The organism is Desulfosediminicola flagellatus (genome assembly GCF_005116655.2).
In the GTDB taxonomy this organism is placed as follows: domain Bacteria; phylum Desulfobacterota; class Desulfobulbia; order Desulfobulbales; family Desulfocapsaceae; genus Desulfopila; species Desulfopila flagellata.
Genome location: NZ_CP050698.1, coordinates 1,354,108 through 1,372,330, shown reverse-complemented (window position 1 = coordinate 1,372,330; position 18,223 = coordinate 1,354,108). Strand labels below are relative to the sequence as shown.

18 protein-coding genes and 1 tRNA gene are annotated in these 18,223 nt (G+C 44.3%); 3 read left to right on the top strand and 16 right to left on the bottom strand.

Annotated elements, in window-relative coordinates; all coding sequences use genetic code 11:
- The first annotated feature begins 35 nt into the window (after positions 1–35).
- The 3 genes from FCL46_RS05820 to FCL46_RS05810 all read left to right on the top strand — a co-directional run bounded on the left by FCL46_RS05820 (position 36) and on the right by FCL46_RS05810 (position 3,601).
- Entirely contained in the window at positions 36–359 is a 324-nt protein-coding gene (locus tag FCL46_RS05820) for a GIY-YIG nuclease family protein (protein ID WP_136805629.1), read from the top strand.
- Between the two features lie 152 nt (positions 360–511).
- Positions 512–1,900: a sigma-54-dependent transcriptional regulator gene (locus FCL46_RS05815; protein ID WP_136805435.1), complete on the top strand. Its 1,389-nt coding sequence runs from the start codon at positions 512–514 to the stop codon at positions 1,898–1,900.
- A gap of 6 nt (positions 1,901–1,906) precedes the next feature.
- A complete protein-coding gene (locus FCL46_RS05810) occupies positions 1,907–3,601 on the top strand; it encodes a two-component system sensor histidine kinase NtrB (protein ID WP_136805434.1) in 1,695 nt (564 codons plus the stop codon).
- On the opposite strand, the gene FCL46_RS05805 is transcribed toward FCL46_RS05810, so the two are convergent.
- From FCL46_RS05805 to FCL46_RS05730, 16 genes are all read right to left on the bottom strand, one after another.
- Complete coding sequence (locus FCL46_RS05805; protein WP_136805433.1) at positions 3,573–4,262, bottom strand: hypothetical protein; 690 nt, start codon at positions 4,260–4,262, stop codon at positions 3,573–3,575. The two genes, FCL46_RS05810 and FCL46_RS05805, sit on opposite strands and share 29 nt — an antisense overlap.
- A gap of 196 nt (positions 4,263–4,458) precedes the next feature.
- Complete coding sequence (gene pyk, locus FCL46_RS05800) at positions 4,459–6,249, bottom strand: pyruvate kinase (protein ID WP_136805432.1); 1,791 nt, start codon at positions 6,247–6,249, stop codon at positions 4,459–4,461.
- A gap of 325 nt (positions 6,250–6,574) precedes the next feature.
- Entirely contained in the window at positions 6,575–7,855 is a 1,281-nt protein-coding gene (gene murA / locus FCL46_RS05795) for a UDP-N-acetylglucosamine 1-carboxyvinyltransferase (protein WP_136805431.1), read from the bottom strand.
- Between the two features lie 21 nt (positions 7,856–7,876).
- Positions 7,877–8,749 carry a peptide chain release factor N(5)-glutamine methyltransferase gene (prmC, locus tag FCL46_RS05790; protein WP_136805430.1) on the bottom strand — a complete coding sequence of 291 codons (873 nt, stop codon included), beginning with the start codon at positions 8,747–8,749 and terminating at the stop codon, positions 7,877–7,879.
- A gap of 42 nt (positions 8,750–8,791) precedes the next feature.
- Complete coding sequence (gene prfA, locus FCL46_RS05785; protein WP_136805429.1) at positions 8,792–9,862, bottom strand: peptide chain release factor 1; 1,071 nt, start codon at positions 9,860–9,862, stop codon at positions 8,792–8,794.
- 130 nt (positions 9,863–9,992) lie between these two features.
- On the bottom strand, positions 9,993–10,214 hold the full coding sequence (gene rpmE / locus FCL46_RS05780) for a 50S ribosomal protein L31 (protein WP_136805428.1): 222 nt from the start codon (positions 10,212–10,214) through the stop codon (positions 9,993–9,995).
- A 176-nt stretch (positions 10,215–10,390) separates the two neighbouring features.
- Complete coding sequence (gene rho, locus FCL46_RS05775; protein WP_136805427.1) at positions 10,391–11,641, bottom strand: transcription termination factor Rho; 1,251 nt, start codon at positions 11,639–11,641, stop codon at positions 10,391–10,393.
- 450 nt (positions 11,642–12,091) lie between these two features.
- A complete protein-coding gene (coaE, locus tag FCL46_RS05770; RefSeq protein WP_136805426.1) occupies positions 12,092–12,727 on the bottom strand; it encodes a dephospho-CoA kinase in 636 nt (211 codons plus the stop codon).
- Positions 12,708–13,673 (bottom strand): RluA family pseudouridine synthase, encoded by a 966-nt coding sequence (locus tag FCL46_RS05765; protein WP_136805425.1) that lies wholly within the window; start codon positions 13,671–13,673, stop codon positions 12,708–12,710. The genes coaE and FCL46_RS05765 overlap by 20 nt, the downstream gene beginning before the upstream one ends.
- Before the next feature lie 62 nt (positions 13,674–13,735).
- Positions 13,736–14,230 (bottom strand): CarD family transcriptional regulator, encoded by a 495-nt coding sequence (locus FCL46_RS05760; protein ID WP_136805424.1) that lies wholly within the window; start codon positions 14,228–14,230, stop codon positions 13,736–13,738.
- Between the two features lie 266 nt (positions 14,231–14,496).
- Entirely contained in the window at positions 14,497–15,090 is a 594-nt protein-coding gene (gene pth, locus FCL46_RS05755) for an aminoacyl-tRNA hydrolase (protein ID WP_136805423.1), read from the bottom strand.
- A gap of 149 nt (positions 15,091–15,239) precedes the next feature.
- Positions 15,240–15,791, bottom strand: coding sequence for a 50S ribosomal protein L25 (locus FCL46_RS05750; RefSeq protein WP_136805422.1), 552 nt, complete (start codon positions 15,789–15,791; stop codon positions 15,240–15,242).
- 106 nt (positions 15,792–15,897) lie between these two features.
- Positions 15,898–16,836 (bottom strand): ribose-phosphate pyrophosphokinase, encoded by a 939-nt coding sequence (locus tag FCL46_RS05745; RefSeq protein ID WP_136805421.1) that lies wholly within the window; start codon positions 16,834–16,836, stop codon positions 15,898–15,900.
- Between the two features lie 45 nt (positions 16,837–16,881).
- Positions 16,882–16,957: transfer RNA gene (locus FCL46_RS05740), tRNA-Gln, on the bottom strand.
- Entirely contained in the window at positions 16,948–17,832 is an 885-nt protein-coding gene (gene ispE, locus FCL46_RS05735; protein WP_136805420.1) for a 4-(cytidine 5'-diphospho)-2-C-methyl-D-erythritol kinase, read from the bottom strand. The genes FCL46_RS05740 and ispE overlap by 10 nt, the downstream gene beginning before the upstream one ends.
- A gap of 4 nt (positions 17,833–17,836) precedes the next feature.
- Entirely contained in the window at positions 17,837–18,175 is a 339-nt protein-coding gene (locus tag FCL46_RS05730) for a DUF1844 domain-containing protein (protein WP_136805419.1), read from the bottom strand.
- Between the last annotated feature and the right edge of the window lie 48 nt (positions 18,176–18,223).

The following is an 18,223-nucleotide window of genomic DNA, read 5'->3' as shown; positions in this document are numbered from 1 at the left end:
TGCAATCATATCCGTTTTCACAACGAATTGATAATATGGATATACCAGCTACACCAGAGACACAAAGTCAGAAGATAATCATCAAGACGAACATATGGTACGTATACATGGTCAGATGCGCTGATACATCACTCTATACCGGCGTAACCACTGATTTCAAGCGCCGTCTTCTTGAGCATAACTCCCGTAAAGAAGGTGCCCGCTATACCCGATCCCGGCAGCCTGTATCCCTTGTATATATCGAGTTCTGTGCTAACCGCAGCACAGCGTGTCGCCGGGAATACCAGGTAAAACACCTTACTAAAAAGACCAAGGAAGCCCTCATAAACTCAGCAGAAAACCAACTCGGTGTCTTCTAGTTTACCGCTTATCTCCTTGTCTATTCCCAAATCGTATTATACAGTTAAATGGGTGTAGTGCTCTCACCCCATAATAATTTCCACATTCATACACTAACTCCTCCATGGCAGATAATCACCAGACAGGAGTTCAATATTACTCTACGAACGCTATGTTTCAGATTCTTGTTGTCGATGATGAACGAAGTATGCGGGATTTTCTCAAGATACTTCTCACCAAAGAGGGACATCAGGTAACTACTGCCCCCAATGGAGAAGAGGGACTTGATTACCTGCAAAATTCCAAATGTGATCTGGTGATCACTGATATCCGGATGCCGGGTATGGATGGACTTGAACTTCTTGAATCAATTAAAGAACATTCACCTGATTTACCGGTAATTATGATCACCGCTTTTGCCTCACCAAATGATGCGGTGCAGGCAATGAAGCATGGTGCATTTGATTATATATCTAAACCATTCAATGTTGATGAAATAAAATCGGTTATAAAATCCGCAATACGAAAAGGCGGCGGTGAATCTGACCACACTCGCAAAACCGATACATTCCCGGGAATTATCGGTCAGAGTCGTGAAATGATCAAAATTTTTGACATGATCAGGCGTGTTGCCCCTACTCCTGCAAACGTGCTGATCTATGGTGAATCAGGAACCGGGAAAGAACTCGTAGCCCAGGCTATTCACAAACACAGCCACGTTGCCGACAATCCTTTCATCCCGATCACCTGTAGCGCTATCCCTGAAGAACTCATGGAGAGTGAACTTTTCGGTCATGTAAAAGGCTCTTTCACCGGGGCAATAAGCGATAAGCAAGGGCTATTTCAAGTCGCAGATAACGGCACAGCATTCCTGGATGAAATAGGTGAACTCACACCAATCATTCAGACAAAACTTCTTCGCGTTCTTCAGGAACGCGAAATCAAACCCGTTGGCGGCAATCAGATTCAACAGATCAATGTACGTATTATTGCAGCAACCAATCGTATTCTTGAAGATGAAATTAAGGCGGGACGTTTTCGTGAAGATCTTTTTTACAGGCTTGCTGTTGTCCCTTTACGCGTGCCCCCGCTTCGCGAAAGAAAAAGCGATGTGCCCCTGCTTGTTCGCCACTTCCTGAAAAAATACTCCCGGCTACTCGATAAAGAGGTTCGCGAGATTTCCAGTTATGCTCTTCAGGTTCTCATGAATTACAACTTTCCCGGTAATGTCAGAGAACTAGAAAACATTATTGAACGTGGAGTTGCACTTGAAAGTTCCAACATCATTCTCCCAGAAAACCTGACCCTGCCCTCCTCTCAGTCAAATAATGATAAAGAGGAAGAATCACATTCTATAAAAAGCACCGGAACGTTCCAGGCAGTCACCAGTGAGAAGGAACTCTATGAACTGGGGCTTGAAAAAGTTATCACCAATCTTGAGAAGCAACTTATCCGACACGCACTTGAGAAGACAGATAATTCAAAAATGCGAGCTGCTGACCTGCTTAGAATCAGCTTTCGCTCATTCCGTTACAAGGTAAAAAAATACGGAATTCAATAATAACCCATGAACTTAAAATCATTTTTTAAACGCAACAGAACACCTACCGTCAACCAGATACTGAAAACTCAAATACTCTGGATGATGCTGCTTCGGATCGTCCTCTACACCCTGCTGTTTGTGTTAAGTGTTGTGTTTGGCGGGGCCAGTCTTGACGTTATACTCATGCCAAGCGAGTTGATGACCCTGCTGCTTGTTGCAATCTATTTCACAACTATCGCTTCAGCATTTTACGCGTTTGTATCGAAAGCGAATCTGCGAAAGTTCGGTTTTATCCAGAACCTCATTGATACGTTTTTTGCTACCCTGCTGGTCTACTACACCGGAATTTCGCACTCGATATTTACTTCAATTTACTTTTTCCCGATTATCGCAGGTGGACTTATCCTGCCACGAAAAGGCGGTTTGGTTGCAGCAGCATCGTCGACACTCTTGTATGGAGGAATCCTTCTTCTGGAGGTGTTTGGTTCCTTTCCTGAATATCTGCTAGTTATGGGCTACCAGGGTGCAGACGATCCAATGGTTAATCTGAACCATTTTGCAGTCCAGGGGCTCACATTTTTCCTGGCCGCCCTGTTGAGTGCCCTATTCAGTCTGCGTGTTCAGACCACTGAAGATGCACTGTCTGACTCCATTCGTAATTACGACAGGCTTGCAGTTCTGTATAAACAGATCTTTGATAACATTGCGACAGGCATAATCACCATAGATCAGTCAGGGGCCATTACCTCAGCAAACAATGCAACAGGTGATATTACCGGGTTTCCAGCCGCCTCTCTTGTTGGCACAACCCTGATTGATTATTTCCCCAACCTCAACCTCTCAGCTCCCAGGATGCGACAGTCCGCTGATTTCACGCGGTATGATGGGAAGACTATCCGGCTCGGATATTCCCATGTTGATCTCCAGCAATTAGGGGAGACTGAGCCAGACTCTCTTGATCAACATAAAATAATCACACTTCGTGATATTAGTGAAATAGAACAACTCGAAAGACAAATGCGCCAGGCCGAAAAGCTTGCAGCTATCGGCATGATGAGCGCAGGAATAGCCCATGATTTCAGGAACCCCTTAACGGCAATATCCGGTTCAGCACAGGTGCTGGTTAATGAGTTTTCCCAGGAAGGCAGTGAGAATTTGTTCAATTATGAATTGGCAGACATTATTCTTCGCGAATCTAACAGGATGATTGATACCATAGCGGATTTTTTAAAGTTCTCACGTCCGGAAGCTGCAAACAGGGAATGGTTCTCGCTCAAAAGTATCCTCGATGAGGTCATTCAGGTATGCAGGGCTGACCCGACGTGGCCACTCTCAACGAGGCTTGAAATATTATTTGATGATGCAATAGACATATGGGCTGATCCCAAACAAATCCACACAGTGCTCAATCATCTCATCCAGAACGGCATGGCTTTCTGCCCGCCGGGACGTGAGATAATTGAGGTGGAAGCCGAAGAAGTAAAGGGGGGTGAAGCCGGTGACACCATCAAAATTTCCGTCAGCGATAACGGCCCTGGAGTGACCGAGGAAAATAAAGAGAAAATATTCGAACCATTCTTTACCTCACGTGCGGACGGCACGGGGCTGGGACTTGCAATCGTGCTGCAGATCATAGAGGAACATGGAGGTTCCATTACTATTGATTCAAGTACCAGTGGAGGAGCGCGTTTTATTGTTTCTCTGCCTCTTCCTTCGTAGTCTGACCATCAGGAGATTTTACTTGTGTGGAGTTATCTCGCGGTCCAACGTGTGTTTTAATAGCATCTTCCAGATTTTCTGCAAACCGAACCTCCTCGGCAGTCATAATGATAGTGCCGGTACCTTTTCCATCAACGCCAAGTAGTTCACCAGCTACCCATATTTTCTTACCGCGCTCTATTGAGAGTATATCTGGAAATTTGGCCAGATCCACATCAGTCTGAATCATTACTCCAAATCCATCTACAGAAACATCAAGTAATATAGTAGCATTGCCTGCCTGCTGACTCACAATCTGAAAAAAATATGCCGGCCACATCACGCGTAAACCGGTATATTTTTGATTATCAGGAGGCAGTTCTCCTTCTCCCATTTCCTGAATTAACGAAAGTACTTCATCAGGTGAAGGTTTAAGAAAAAATGACGCAGAAGGTGCAGGCTTAGCAGAGCCCTGCCCAGCCTTTTTTTCAGCGTTGTCTTTTGCCAATTTAACCTTTTTCGGTTTTTTTGCCTCTTCCTCCAATCGTTGCTGGACGGTGTAATTTTGCTGCATTCTCATCCCTAATACAACAGAGATCAACACGACAAATATAATCAAACTGACAACTATCATGTCACGTTTTTCATCTAGCCAATATATAATCTGTTTCTTTAGTTTCATTACGCTCTCATGTTACTCAATCGAAAATGTAACTATTCAGCAGCACCCAACCTGCCCCCGATCGGGACGCTTCGCATAGGCATACTATAGCCAATCGTCCCGCTTGAGGCCATCTGAAGCACTGCTAAACATTTACGGCCTACAGAAAAGGGTTCGTATGAGGTCTTGACTGAATAGTTACACGAAAATCATACAATCATGACAAAGGAACTTTAAGAATCTGCAAAGCGCTGATCTGTAGAAGGTTGTTGCGTGTCTCACGCATTCCTTCCACCACAGCAATTGCATCTCCTTCCTTAATATATCCCCACTCCAGAGCAATGCTCATCGCTTTCTGGATGATTTCTTCGTGACAATAGTCCTCTCTGATTATCAAGGGAACTATATTGTAGTAAAGACTTGCTCGTCTTGCGATCAACTCTGAACCAGTTACCAATAGTGATGGGATTTTCCTGTTCCATTTTGAAACTAAAGGAAAAAGATTTCCTTCGAGATCAAGCAATATAACAGCTGCCGTATCAGACAGACCCGCAACAGCGGTAATAACCGGGTTTTCAGCCGCGTCATCTTTGAGTTGTTTGTACTGTTCACCACTAAGATCAGTATATTGTTCTTCCTCCCAAATTATTGAGGCCATGGTTCGGATTACATTTACCGGGTCCACACCTGTTGCAGTCTCCTGAGAGAGCATAACCGCATCAGTTCCTTCACGTATTGCCATACTCACATCTGTAACTTCAGCCCGAGTTGGCCTTGAGTGTGTAGTCATTGAATCGAGCATTTGCGTTGCCGTAATTACAGGTGTATTCATTCGCCAGCAGAGTCGGATGATTTCCTGCTGAATCCGAGGCACTCGTGCTGCGGGTAATTCAACACCCATGTCACCGCGAGCTATCATGATAGCATCTGACACTTCTATAATTTCGTGTATATTCTTTACCGCTTCAGGCTTTTCAATTTTTGCAACCAGACGCAAATCCTGCTTCCCGGCATTGCTGATATACTTCTTTACCGCGATAACTTCTTCGGCACTGCGCACAAAAGATAAAGCAACATAATCGACAGAATGGTCAAGCGCCCAGTCGAGATCTCTCCAATCTTTTTCTGTCACAGATGGAAGCGATAATGTTGTGGCAGGAAGATTCATGCCTTTATTCGATTTGAGAATTCCACCAACAATAACATCACATACAACATCACATTCGCCTTCCTCTGCCACGCGTAATTCAAGCAGGCCGTCATCGAGAAGTACAGGATCCCCTTTTCGTAGATCTTGTAATATTTGAGGAATTGCGCAGGAAATCCTCTCAAAATTCCCTTCAATTGGTTCTGCCTGAATAATTATCTGTCTTCCCTCTTCAAGTTCGACCTCTCCGTCTTTCATCGTTCCGGTGCGTATTTTCGGACCACATAGATCCTGTAATACTGCAATAGGTTTCCCCCACTCCCTCTCTGCATCTCTTACAGCATTCAATGTTGCTTCGTGTTCTTTATAGGTCCCATGAGAAAAATTCAGACGAGCAACATCCATACCTGCAAGAACCATTTTTCCTATAACTTCACGATTGTTACTTGCCGGCCCAAGTGTACAGACTATACGAGCCTTTTTATTTACATTATCATGAGTCTGAACTGTGAGATTTTCTAGCAATGAAAAGAATTTTTTAAAATCCAGAGGCTTTGCCAGCAATTCAATGACATTAGTGAAACGGGCCACTTTAGCCATGATCTCAGGATCAACACTCAGTGATGTGACAATGATTATCGGAATTCTTGGACAAACAACCTGCATTGCATCAATGAACTTAAATCCATCCCAATGCGGCATCTGAACATCACTGACGACCACATCATATGGATAGGATGTAGCCAGGATAAACCCCTGATGTCCATTATCGACAACGGTTACTTCGTGCCCTTCCCGCTCCAGACGCGCCTTGAAGAGTTCCTTGAGTAATTTCGAATCTTCCAGGACAAGTATTCGCATGTTTTTTCTCTATGGTTAGGGGGGATGAGAAAATTGCTTGGGCCTGTTTGAAGCATGCTACTGTCATTATGGCAAAAACAGTGAAAACATCCAAGGTTCCGAAACGTTTTTCCTGTTGATAGAGTATTTTGTATTGCAATAAAACTTCAAAAAACTGCACTTGCAGGCATTGTACTTAACGGGTCTTTTGAGTTAGACCTTTCGGGGGGGTGAATACAATTCCAAGATATAGCTGACTGCAGCCAAAACAAAAAAAGCCGATTACAAATACTCACTATTTGCAACCGGCTTTACGAATTACCTGACAGGTGGATCTAATAAAAAACTAATCCTGCTCTTTCCAGACTGTAGCTCCAAGCGCTGTTAGCTTGTCTACAAGATTTTCGTATCCTCGCTCAAGATGGTATATCCTGGATATTTCGGTCCGTCCGCTTGCTGCAAGGCCTGCAATAACCAATGAGGAACTGGCGCGTAAATCGGTGGCCATAACTCTTGCACCACTCAATCCATCCATTGCAGCACCTTTAACAACAGCTGTGTGACCGTCAACCTGTATTTCCGCTCCAAGTCGCTGTAATTCAGCAACATGCATAAAGCGATTCTCAAAAATGGTCTCATTGATCACACTGACACCAGAACTAAGTGTCATAAGCGCCATAAACTGCGCCTGCAAATCTGTCGGATATCCAGGGTACGGTAAGGTTTTTATATCCGTTCCCTTTAATGGTCCACTTTGCCCATTTCCATTTGGCTGACGTACAGTAACAGTGCTGTCAGTTTCTTCAATTTTAAGACCGGTAGCCCGTAATTTTTCGAGAAGCGCAGGTAAATGAGAAGGATTACAATGAGTGACAGTCCCCTCACCGCCTGTAGCTGCTATAGCAATAAGATACGTACCTGCTTCTATTCGATCCGGAATAATTGCACAATCTGCAGGTTGAAGACTCTCGACCCCTTCTATCGTCAAACGATCAGTTCCTTTACCTTCAATACGTGCCCCCATACCATTGAGCATATCAACCAGATTGCCAACTTCAGGTTCACGTGCTGCATTTTTCAGCACTGTCGTACCTTCTGCCTGAACTGCCGCCATCAAAAGATTTTCTGTTCCGGTCACTGAAGGCATATCAAAGTAAATGACATTACCCTGCATTCTGCCATCGATGGCTGCATCCACATAGCCGCCTTCAAGGTGACATTTTACACCGAGTAATTCGAGCCCTGTTATATGAAAGTTTATTGGCCGTGCTCCAATTGCACATCCTCCCGGCAATGATACCCTCGCCTTACCCAGTCGGGCTACCAACGGACCGAGAACGAGCACTGATGCCCGCATTGTCTTAACCAGGTCATATGATGCTTCGGAGCCATTCAGATCTGAAGAGTCAATGGTTAACACATCATCCTTACGTGCGTGCCGGACTCCGAGGTTCTCCAGCAACCGAAGCATAGTTCTGGTATCCCGCAAATCCGGGACATTTCTTAGTATATGTTTTCCTGGGGTAAGAAGAGTTGCGCATATGAGTGGTAAAGCGGCATTCTTGGCTCCACTTATCCGCACTTCGCCGTTAAGCGACTTTCCACCTTCGATTATGAGTTTTTCCATTGTCCTGTTACCCTTTAAAATCTAAGAAATCACGGCTTGCAGCACCCGGTCCCGCCCTGCATAGTCCTTGTGGATTTCGACATTTCTAAAATCTCTTAGCCCGTAAACAGGCTTTCGGAACAGCTCCGCCACGTTTTCCCCCTGATCATAACCGATCTCCATGAAAATTCTGCCACCCGGCATCAGAACATGTGGGAGCTGTAGTCTAATCCTCTCAATAATATCAAGCCCCTTTTCTCCACCATCCAGTGCCATTTTCGGTTCATACAACCCAACCTCAGGCTCTACCTCATTCAATACAGAATGCGTGCTCACATATGGAGGATTTGACACAACCAGCGAGGTGCCTGCTTCAAGCGATACATTTTCAAACAGATCTGATTGTACAAGAACCACATTAGTACCTGTTTCATTTCGCGTACAGTTCTTCCGCGCCACTTCAAGGGCATCGGCAGACAGATCAATACCTATCACTTTCCGTTTCAATTCAAGGGCAAGTATAATGGCAATAACACCGCTGCCGCAACAGAGATCTACAATAGTGCTATTTTCAGGGAGAGGTGTTCGCTTAAGGTCCTTAAAGACAGTCTCAAGCATAAATTCCGTTTCAGGTCGCGGGATTAATACCGACCTGTTAACGAGAAAAGACTTTGACCAGAATTCCTGCTCACCGAGGATGTAGGCGACAGGCTCACGCTTTTTACGCCTTTCAAGCAATGTCAGAAAAGCTTTCTTCTGATCACAGGAAACGTCTTCTGCATGACCAAGCAGTAGTTGGGTCCTACTCATGCCAAAACTGTGGCCGAGAAGAAGATATACATCGCTTGCGCAGTCGGGGATACCTGCAGCAGTTAGCTCAGATATCCCGAGTTGTACAAGTTCAGCTATTTGCATTCCGGAAATAGAAGTAATTCAGGATGAATTCCTGTGAAGAGATTACTGGAGTTTCTTTAACTTCTTAGCCTGATCTTCAGCAACAAGCGGATAGATAACTTCTTCAAGTTTTCCATTCATTATTGATTCAAGCTTGTATAAAGTAAGGTTAATACGGTGGTCTGTCAGACGCCCCTGAGGGAAGTTATAGGTACGAATTCGCTCAGATCTATCACCTGAACCAATCTGATTTTTCCTATCCTGAGATATTTTATCATGCTGTTCCTGCTGCTTCTGATCAAACAACCTGGCACGCAGTACAGTAAGAGCTTTCGCCTTGTTCTTGTGCTGGGACTTTTCGTCCTGACAGGTAACAACCAAACCGGTTGGAAGATGAGTAATGCGCACAGCTGAATCGGTGGTATTTACACTCTGACCACCCGGTCCTGAAGATCGATATACGTCGAATTTTAATTCGTTCATATCGATTTCAAATTCAACCTCTTCGGCTTCAGGTAATATTGCGACAGTTACTGCAGATGTATGAATCCTGCCCTGGGTCTCAGTCTCCGGTACTCTCTGAACTCGATGAACACCACTTTCATATTTCAGTTTCGAATAAACCTGCTCTCCACTGATCAGGGCGATCATTTCTTTGAAACCACCAATACCGAGCGGGTTGGATGACATTACCTCAACTTTCCAGCTTTGGGACTCAGCGTACCGACAATACATCCTGAATAGATCTGCTACAAACAGTGCAGCTTCGTCACCGCCAGTACCAGCTCTGATTTCAAGGAACGTGTTTTTATCATCGTTGGGATCTTTGGGCAGTAACAAAACTTTTATGGCGCTATCAAGTTGTATTTCCCGCTCAGCGAGTTCTTCCAACTCAGCACGTGCAAGATCTTTCAATTCAGGATCTTCATCCTCATCTTTAACCAACGCCTTATTTTCGACGATGTCTTCCCTAACCTGTTTGTACTCTTCATAGAGTGCATTCAGCTTACTAAGATGAGAGTGCTCCCTGACGACTGCCTGATACTCTTTCTGGTTGCTAACCAGTTCGGGATCTGACATCCGGCCTTCGAGCTCGGACAACTTTTCCTGCAGTTCTTCAAACTTGCCAAACATGAGTATCTATCTGAGAGACTTAAGGTGAAAGAAAAAAGTCCACAGCCATGATTTTACATCACTGTGGACCTACTAAACAACACTGTTGATATCGATCGATCTGTTGAACGATCAGAAAGAAGAATGAAACTTATGCTTCCTTCTTCTCTTCAAAGTGTTTTGCATAACGCTGTTTGTATTTCTCAATTCTACCAGCGGTATCAATAAGCTTTTGTTTTCCGGTAAAAAACGGATGGCATGCAGAACAGATCTCTACTTTGATCTCTTCATTAACAGATCCAATCTCGAATTCTGCGCCACAAGCACAACTAGCTTTTATATTTTTATAATCCGGATGTATATCGTTTCTCATGATTTCCTATTCCTCCAACACATCTACGAATGTGGTGTTCAAATTACAGTATAAGCCGTCAAATTAAAGACACAAGGTGTGCATTATAACGAGGCAATTCTTTTTTACAACCTAAATCACATTATTCAGGCTCTACATCTACGTCAACTATTCTTTTTACCCAATACAGGCAGGTATCAGCCGTTCATGGACTCAAGAAAATCTTTGTTGCTTTTCTGATGCTTGAGTTTATCAACCAGGAAATCCATACAGTCTGCAGGATTCATTGAATTAAGCAATTTTCGTAGAATCCAGATACGATTCAAAGTCTCAGGTTTTAACAGAAGATCTTCCTTCCTGGTTCCTGAACGCTTAATATCGATAGCAGGGAAAATGCGCTTATCAGCCATCTTGCGGTCAAGAATAAGCTCCATGTTACCAGTACCTTTGAATTCCTCAAAGATAACCTCATCCATCCGGCTACCGGTTTCAATCAACGCAGTGGCAAGAATTGTCAGACTGCCGCCTTCTTCGATATTTCGTGCTGCACCGAAAAATCTCTTCGGCCTGTGAAGCGCATTTGCCTCCACACCACCGGAAAGTATTTTTCCACTTGCAGGTGTCACCGTGTTATAGGCGCGGGCAAGTCGAGTAATACTATCAAGCAGAATAACAACATCCTTTTTATGCTCAACCAGACGCTTTGCCTTTTCGATAACCATCTCGGCAACCTGAATATGTCGTTGAGGTGGCTCATCAAACGTTGAACTTACAACCTCTGCCGCTTTTACTGAACGCGACATCTCTGTAACCTCTTCAGGTCGTTCATCGATAAGAAGAACGATAAGATAGACCTCTTTGTGGTTCCTTACAATCGAGTTTGCAATTTTCTGCATCAGGACAGTTTTACCTGTTCGTGGCGGTGCCACAATAAGGCCACGTTGCCCTTTGCCAATTGGAGCAAACATGTCCATTACACGGGTAGAATAGTTGTCAGGCTGCCATTCTATCAGGAACTTTTCATTGGGATGAAGAGGTGTAAGGTTACCGAACAGGGTTTTCTGTTTGGCTGCCTCAGGAGGATCAAAGTTAACACTTTCCACTTTGAGTAAAGCGAAATATCTCTCACCCTCTTTCGGAGCGCGTACAAGCCCGTCAACAACATCACCGGTACGTAGGTTCAGTCGACGTATTTGCGATGGAGAGACATAGATGTCATCCGGACCCGGCAAGTAGTTATAGTCAGGAGCCCTTAAGAAACCAAAACCGTCAGGTAAAATCTCAAGTACGCCGGAGCCTCGCATCTTTCCATCTTTGTCGGCCTGAGCCTGAAGCAAGGCAAATATCAGCTCCTGCTTCCGCATGGAGCTAAAGCCGTCTACTTTGTATTCACGTGCAAGCTTTACAAGCTCGCCAATTTTCATCAGTTTCAATTCCGCCAGATTCATTAATTGGTATCTCCTTTGGGAACTATTGGCAGGATCATTTTTCAATTCGCTTGCTTAGCAGACCATCCAGCATAAGCAGGTAGTAGAGTCCCATTGACATATACAATCATGTGTATGGAACAATCAAACTACTGGCTGAGGCAAGTTGATATCAGCTAGGCCTTGTGGGCAAATTATTCAAAAAAAATAGTTATTGTTAAAATTGTTTTTAAGATCAGCAATAGAGTGGAATATTTGACATGATTCACTAAGAATCAGTTTTAATTACGAGGATTATGTAACGTTGAAATACACCTACCTGAGAGAGGGTGTTCTGATAAGCTGGAATGTGTGCCTGAATAAACAAAAGACTCATCAAGAGGCAGGATTTATCTCTCTAACCACTCCTTTTCTTATACGTGCTCTCCCCTTTACTGTCAAGCTTTTTAAAGGAGAAACAGGAAGCCTTTTTTAATCTAAACCAACCTCTTGTAGACGACAGCCTAAATGAGCTGCCTGAAAAACAGTGGCGGCCCAAATTCCTGAATTATTTATAACACTATCGGCATAATCTGCCTTCTCTTCAGCTGACATTTGGAGACCAAGTATTGACTCCGCCTGTTTGCGGGGAACGTTGTCTCTTAAAACTGTCCGGTCAATACAGATATCTCTATCCGTGTACACGGCTATAACGTGGTCAAAATCTCCACTCCAGCCAACCTCAAACAGTAATGGCACCTCCACAAGAAGGGAATGTTTTTTCTTCTTTGCTTCCTGTATGCATTTCAAAACTATATCACGAACAAGCGGATGCAATATATCTTCAAGCCCTTGCCTAATAGCCGGATCAGAGAAAACAGCCTCACGCAACAGAGTTCTGTCAAGCACCTCATCCAGGAAAAATTGAGGCCAGCACTGCCTGACCTTAATCCACCCCGGCTGAGATTGCAGTAAAAGATCTCTGCAAATAGCATCAGTATCTATTGCCTCAATTTGCATGATGCCGGCAAGGATAGCTGCTACTCCACTTTTCCCTGAACCAACGTTACCGGTAATAGCTATATTCATCGAATTAATAGTGTGTGATTCAGGAAAAATCGGTTTCAAGCTGGTTTAATATCTCACCCATGTCATCCCAGACAGGAGCAGTAAACGAAAGCTTTTCAGAAGTTACAGGATGATTGAAAGTAAGTTTCCAGGCATGGAGCATCTGACGAGGAAAGCGTTTATTATTGCGTCCAGGGCCATAAAGAGTATCACCGGCAACCGGATGTTTCAAGTGAGCCATGTGGACCCGGATCTGGTGTGTTCTTCCAGTCTCTATCTTTACCCCGATTTTACTAAAAGACTCACCATATTCCTCAATAACACGCCAATTGCTTGCAGCGTACCTTCCAGTCCCCTCTCTCACTGCCATCTTCTGCCTATTCACTGTGTGACGGCCAATGGGTGCAACAATTCTGCCGGATGGTCTATTCATTACACCATGCACAATAGCAAGATATTCTTTAGTTATTTCTCTGGCTTTAAAAATATCAACGAGTTTACTATGAACTGAATCATTTTTGGCGACAACCATCAGACCAGAAGTATCTTTGTCGAGTCGATGAACAATTCCGGGACGGATTACATCACCAACTCCAGCGATTGACTCGCAATAATGTACCAGGCCGTTGACCAATGTCCCGCTACTGTTGCCACTACCGGGATGAACAACCAACCCAGGCGGCTTAGAAAGAATAATGAGAGAAGAATCCTCAAACAGAATTGGAAACCTGATTTCTTCAGGTAAAACTTCGAGCGGAGGAAGTTCAAATAGCGATCCGGCAACCGACTCACCGACTTTCAGTTTATAACTTGCCTTTTTCTGGGCACCATCAACCAATATCAGTCCGTCTTTAATTGATGATGTTATACGTGATCGGGAAGTATCAGGGAGGTGCTGGACAAGCAAATGATCCAGTCTAACCCCAGCCTGTGCAATATCGATTCGGATTTGAATCATATCTCCACAGGGCTGTTCCATCTGATCCTCAATTACTGAATTATCCATATCCAATTAGCTAAACGACAAAAAAATGAAAAATCAGGAGAGAACCCTGTGGGGTATTATATTCAGGCGAAAATGGTATCGATACGTTTTGAAACTGAATCCTCTTCGATCTTCTGAGCAAGTGACAACTCTTTCACGAGAAGACTTTTGGCAGTATCGAGCATTTTCTTCTCACCGTAGGAGAGATCTTTATCGACACTAAGCAGGAACAAGTCACGAAGAACCTCAGCAACCTCATGAACAGAGCCTGTCTTGATTTTCTCCATATAATCACGATACCGCCTGTTCCAGGTCTGAGTACCGAGCTCGGTTGTCCTGTCTTCAAGGATTCCAATCACTTCGTCAACCTGCTTGGTGTTGACAATAGCTCTAAGTCCAACATTCTCGCTGCTTGCTGTCGGAATCATTATTGTCATCCCGTTCTCAAGTATCTCCAACACGTAAAAGCTGTGATCGACACCAGCAACAGATTGAGTTTCAATAGATTTAATAACACCAACGCCATGGGCCGGATAAACCGCCATATCACCTTCAGCAAACACTACTGTCTCCTTCATGGGAAAACCACATTAAACACAAGAAAGGAGTTTTAACTCCTGCACGCGGATTAATTTCTACGTGACAATCAGATGAGAACCTGGTTTCAAATCCTCAACTGATAACGAACCAGGTATATTTTGACACCGGCAACTACGCCTTAATACCGGTTGCAATTATTCAAAACGATCTGTACTATACCATATCTAGCACAATCATGCCCTTATTTTTACGCAAAAAGCCATACAGATGGTGTAACCCCAGAACTATCCTGAGTATTCCACTATTACTTAATACTATTTATAATGCTCATGGCCTTGGCAGGTCCATCATTTATAAACATCCGGATTCCTTCTTCAATACTCGCAATACGATCTTCCAGGAGAGAAGCTTCCTCAGCCGACATAACTGAGAGTACGTATTTTTCAACCGGAAAATCTGCGTGGACATCGCCTTTTCCTGGACGACCTATACCGATCTTCAGGCGAAAGAACTCATTGCTGCCCAGCGACTGTGTAATAGACTTAATACCATTATGTCCGCCAGCACCACCACCTCTTACAAGTTTTAACCTGCCGGGGTGCATGTCAAGGTCATCATGAACAACAATGATATTCTGCACAGGGATCTTGTAAAATTTTGCGTATTCGGCCACTGCCCTGCCACTCAAATTCATGAAGGTAACAGGTTTAATGAGTGTCAACCGGCAATCCCACTGCACCATCCGGCACGACAGAGCGTTCCATTTTTCTGTACTCAGACTCTCTTTCCAACGCCTGGCAAGTTCATCAACAGCAATGAACCCCACATTATGACGCGTATCTGTATATTTTGACCCGGGATTACCCAGACCGACGATAAGATATTCCGGTAGTGACATAGGCCTGTCGGACAACGTTAGTATGACAATCAATACAAAAAATCCGGAAAGATTGCTCTTTCCGGATTCATTGTTCGTAAGGTTCTACTCAGGGAGCCGTCGATATTTTAAGATATCAACGACGACCTGCTATATGCTAATCAGCTCTTTTACTTGTTCACCGCAACACAGGTCTTATCAGCCTTGTCCATAACCTCTACACCAGCAGGTACAGCAATAGCGGAAAACGTAAGTGAATCACCAATATTAAGTGCGGTGATGTCAAGAGTTACCTCATTAGGGATATCGAGAGGCTTACCTTTGAGCTCTACTTCTTTCTTTGCAAATTCAAGAAAACCACCAAGGTCAACACCTTTGGATGTACCTGTCAATTTTATCGGCACATTAAAGAGCTTTGCTTTCTCAAGATCAATCTCACAGAAGTCAGCGTGAACCAGAGCATCGGTAATTGGATCGGTCTGAATTTCTTTAACAACAACGCTTTTCTCAGTATTCTCATCAATCTTCAGACTAACAACTGCGTTGCGTCGTACAATCTTAAGAAGCGTGGCTGTCAGGGTCTTGGTCTCCATCTGAAGAGCAAGAGCATCAGCACCAGCACCGTAAACAACAGCAGGAGTTATCCCCTCGCTGCGAAGACGTCTCATAGCCCCTTTTCCGGATGTCTCTCTCACAGAAGCGGATATTTCTACCTGAAGCATAATTCCTCCTTCGTTCGCTTTACGTCAACCACTGCATAGGTTTAACGAGCGCCCGAGCGTGTGTATAATAATATATCGTATTAATCTATCAGTACATTCTCGACAGCTATATGAAAAGCGAGCTGACAGAATCTTCGTTATGTATTCTTCGGATAGCATCAGCCAGTAATGCTGAAACAGAAAGCACTTTAATCTTGTCGCAAGCCTGCGCCTCTGGACGCAACGGGATAGAATTTGTTACAACAAGTGATTTCAGATCTGACTTAGTAATCCTTTCTACTGCAGGGCCGGAAAGAACCGGGTGACTGCAACAGGCATGTACTTCTCTTGCACCGTTAGCCAACAGCGTAGCTGCTCCGTTACATAATGTGCCGGCAGTGTCAACCATATCATCCATCAGGATCGCGGTCTTCCCCTTCACATCACCAATAACATGCATTGCCTCACATTCATTAGGACGGTCTCTTCGCTTATCAATAATAGCGAGTCCACAGTTCATACGCTTGGCAAAAGCCCGGGTCCGCTCAACTCCACCAGCATCAGGTGAGACCATAATCACGTCTTCAAACTGATCTTTGATGTAATCAAGCACAACAGGCGCCGCATACAGATGATCTACGGGTATATTGAAAAACCCCTGAATCTGACCTGCATGAAGGTCCATACAGAGAACTCGACGCACACCAACTGCCATAAACATCTCTGCAACAACTTTTGCAGTGATTGGCACTCGAGGAGCATTCTTTCTGTCCTGGCGGGCATATCCGTAATACGGAACAACAGCAGTGATTCTTCTAGCAGATGCACGACGAAGTGCATCAACCATTATCACTAACTCCATCAGATTGTCATTAACCGGACTGCATGTCGGCTGAACAACAAAAACATCCGCTCCACGGACGTTCTCTTTAATCTCAACAAAAATCTCTCCATCACTAAACTTTCGTACATCAGATTCGGTGATAGAGGTACCCAGGTGCTCACAAATTTCCTGAGCCAGTGTTGGATGGGCGTTACCGGTGACAACCTTCAGTGCTTTTGGCATGACTCAACTATATAGATATTGCGACAAAGTCAGTTGCAGGGAAAATGGCTGGGGCGGGAGGGATCGAACCTCCGAATGCCGGGATCAAAACCCGGTGCCTTAACCGCTTGGCTACGCCCCAATGCATGATCGAGCAACAAAAACGTTATCTTTATATTGCTGACGAAGCTCTTCAGCCACGTCTTGTACAGCTACCTGTTCAGATTTAGTATCTGGAAAAATCCCGAACACTGTCGGCCCACTCCCTGACATCATCGCCTGAGATGCACCGGCTTCGAGCAACTGTTTTTTCATTTGCTCAATTTCCGAAAATTTCTTGCTGGTAACCAGCTCCAAGTCATTAGCCATGTCATCAAGTGACAAGGTGTTGACTTCGTGTTTTCGAAAACGAGACATCATAGAACCTTCGATACTGCTTGTCAACGCAAAAGTTTCGAATACCCACTTTGTAGAGACATCAAAACCAGGGTTAATCAGAATAAATGTGCAATTGTCCACGGGTTTCACTGGTTGCATTTTTTCGCCGATTCCCGTAGCTAAAACTCCACTGTGCTCTACAGCAAAAAAAGGAACATCCGCTCCGAGCGGTGTCGCGAGCTTTACCAACTGATTCTCGCTGAACTCATTATCAAATATCCGGTTTAATCCCAGGAGTACCGTACCGGCATCACTGCTTCCTCCGCCAAGTCCTGCCGCAGCTGGGATTTTTTTTGACAATCGAATCTCAACACCTTTACCAACTGCTCGCCTGCTTGCAGCAAAAAATGCTGCTGCAGCCTTAAATGCAAGATTCGATTTATCTGTCGGCAGCCTGGGGTCATCACAAAAAAAGGAAATACCCGGCTTCGACACTACACCTAAATCGATCTCGTCATAGAGATCGAGCTTCTGCATCCAGGTTATCAATTCATGATACCCATCCGACCTCTTCCCTACAACCCTCAATATCAAATTAACCTTGCAGGGAGCCAGAAGGTGTAACAACTCTTGACTCACTTCACTATTTCCTGGCTTTGACGAAACGTAACTTCACATCATAAACGATGTTTTTTAGCATCTCCTCTTCATCATGCGACAAATTACCTTTGGTTTTCTGCTCAAGCATAACCAGGGTGTCAATCGCATGACGGGCAAGATCAAAATTTATTTCTGTCTTACCTGTAGCCGGATCTTTTATTTCACCAAGATGATATAAAACTGAAGTATTCAGCGACATAACGAACGCGGAAAATGTGACTTCAGGCATTACGCACTTTCCATCTTTATCCGGCACCTTTCCTTCACCACACGCGCAACCGTCTTCTGTGCATTCAACTTTCTTTGTAGCCTTATCTTCCATGTTCTATCCCTTTTTATTTAAATCGCTATCATTGCCCCTGCTACCGCA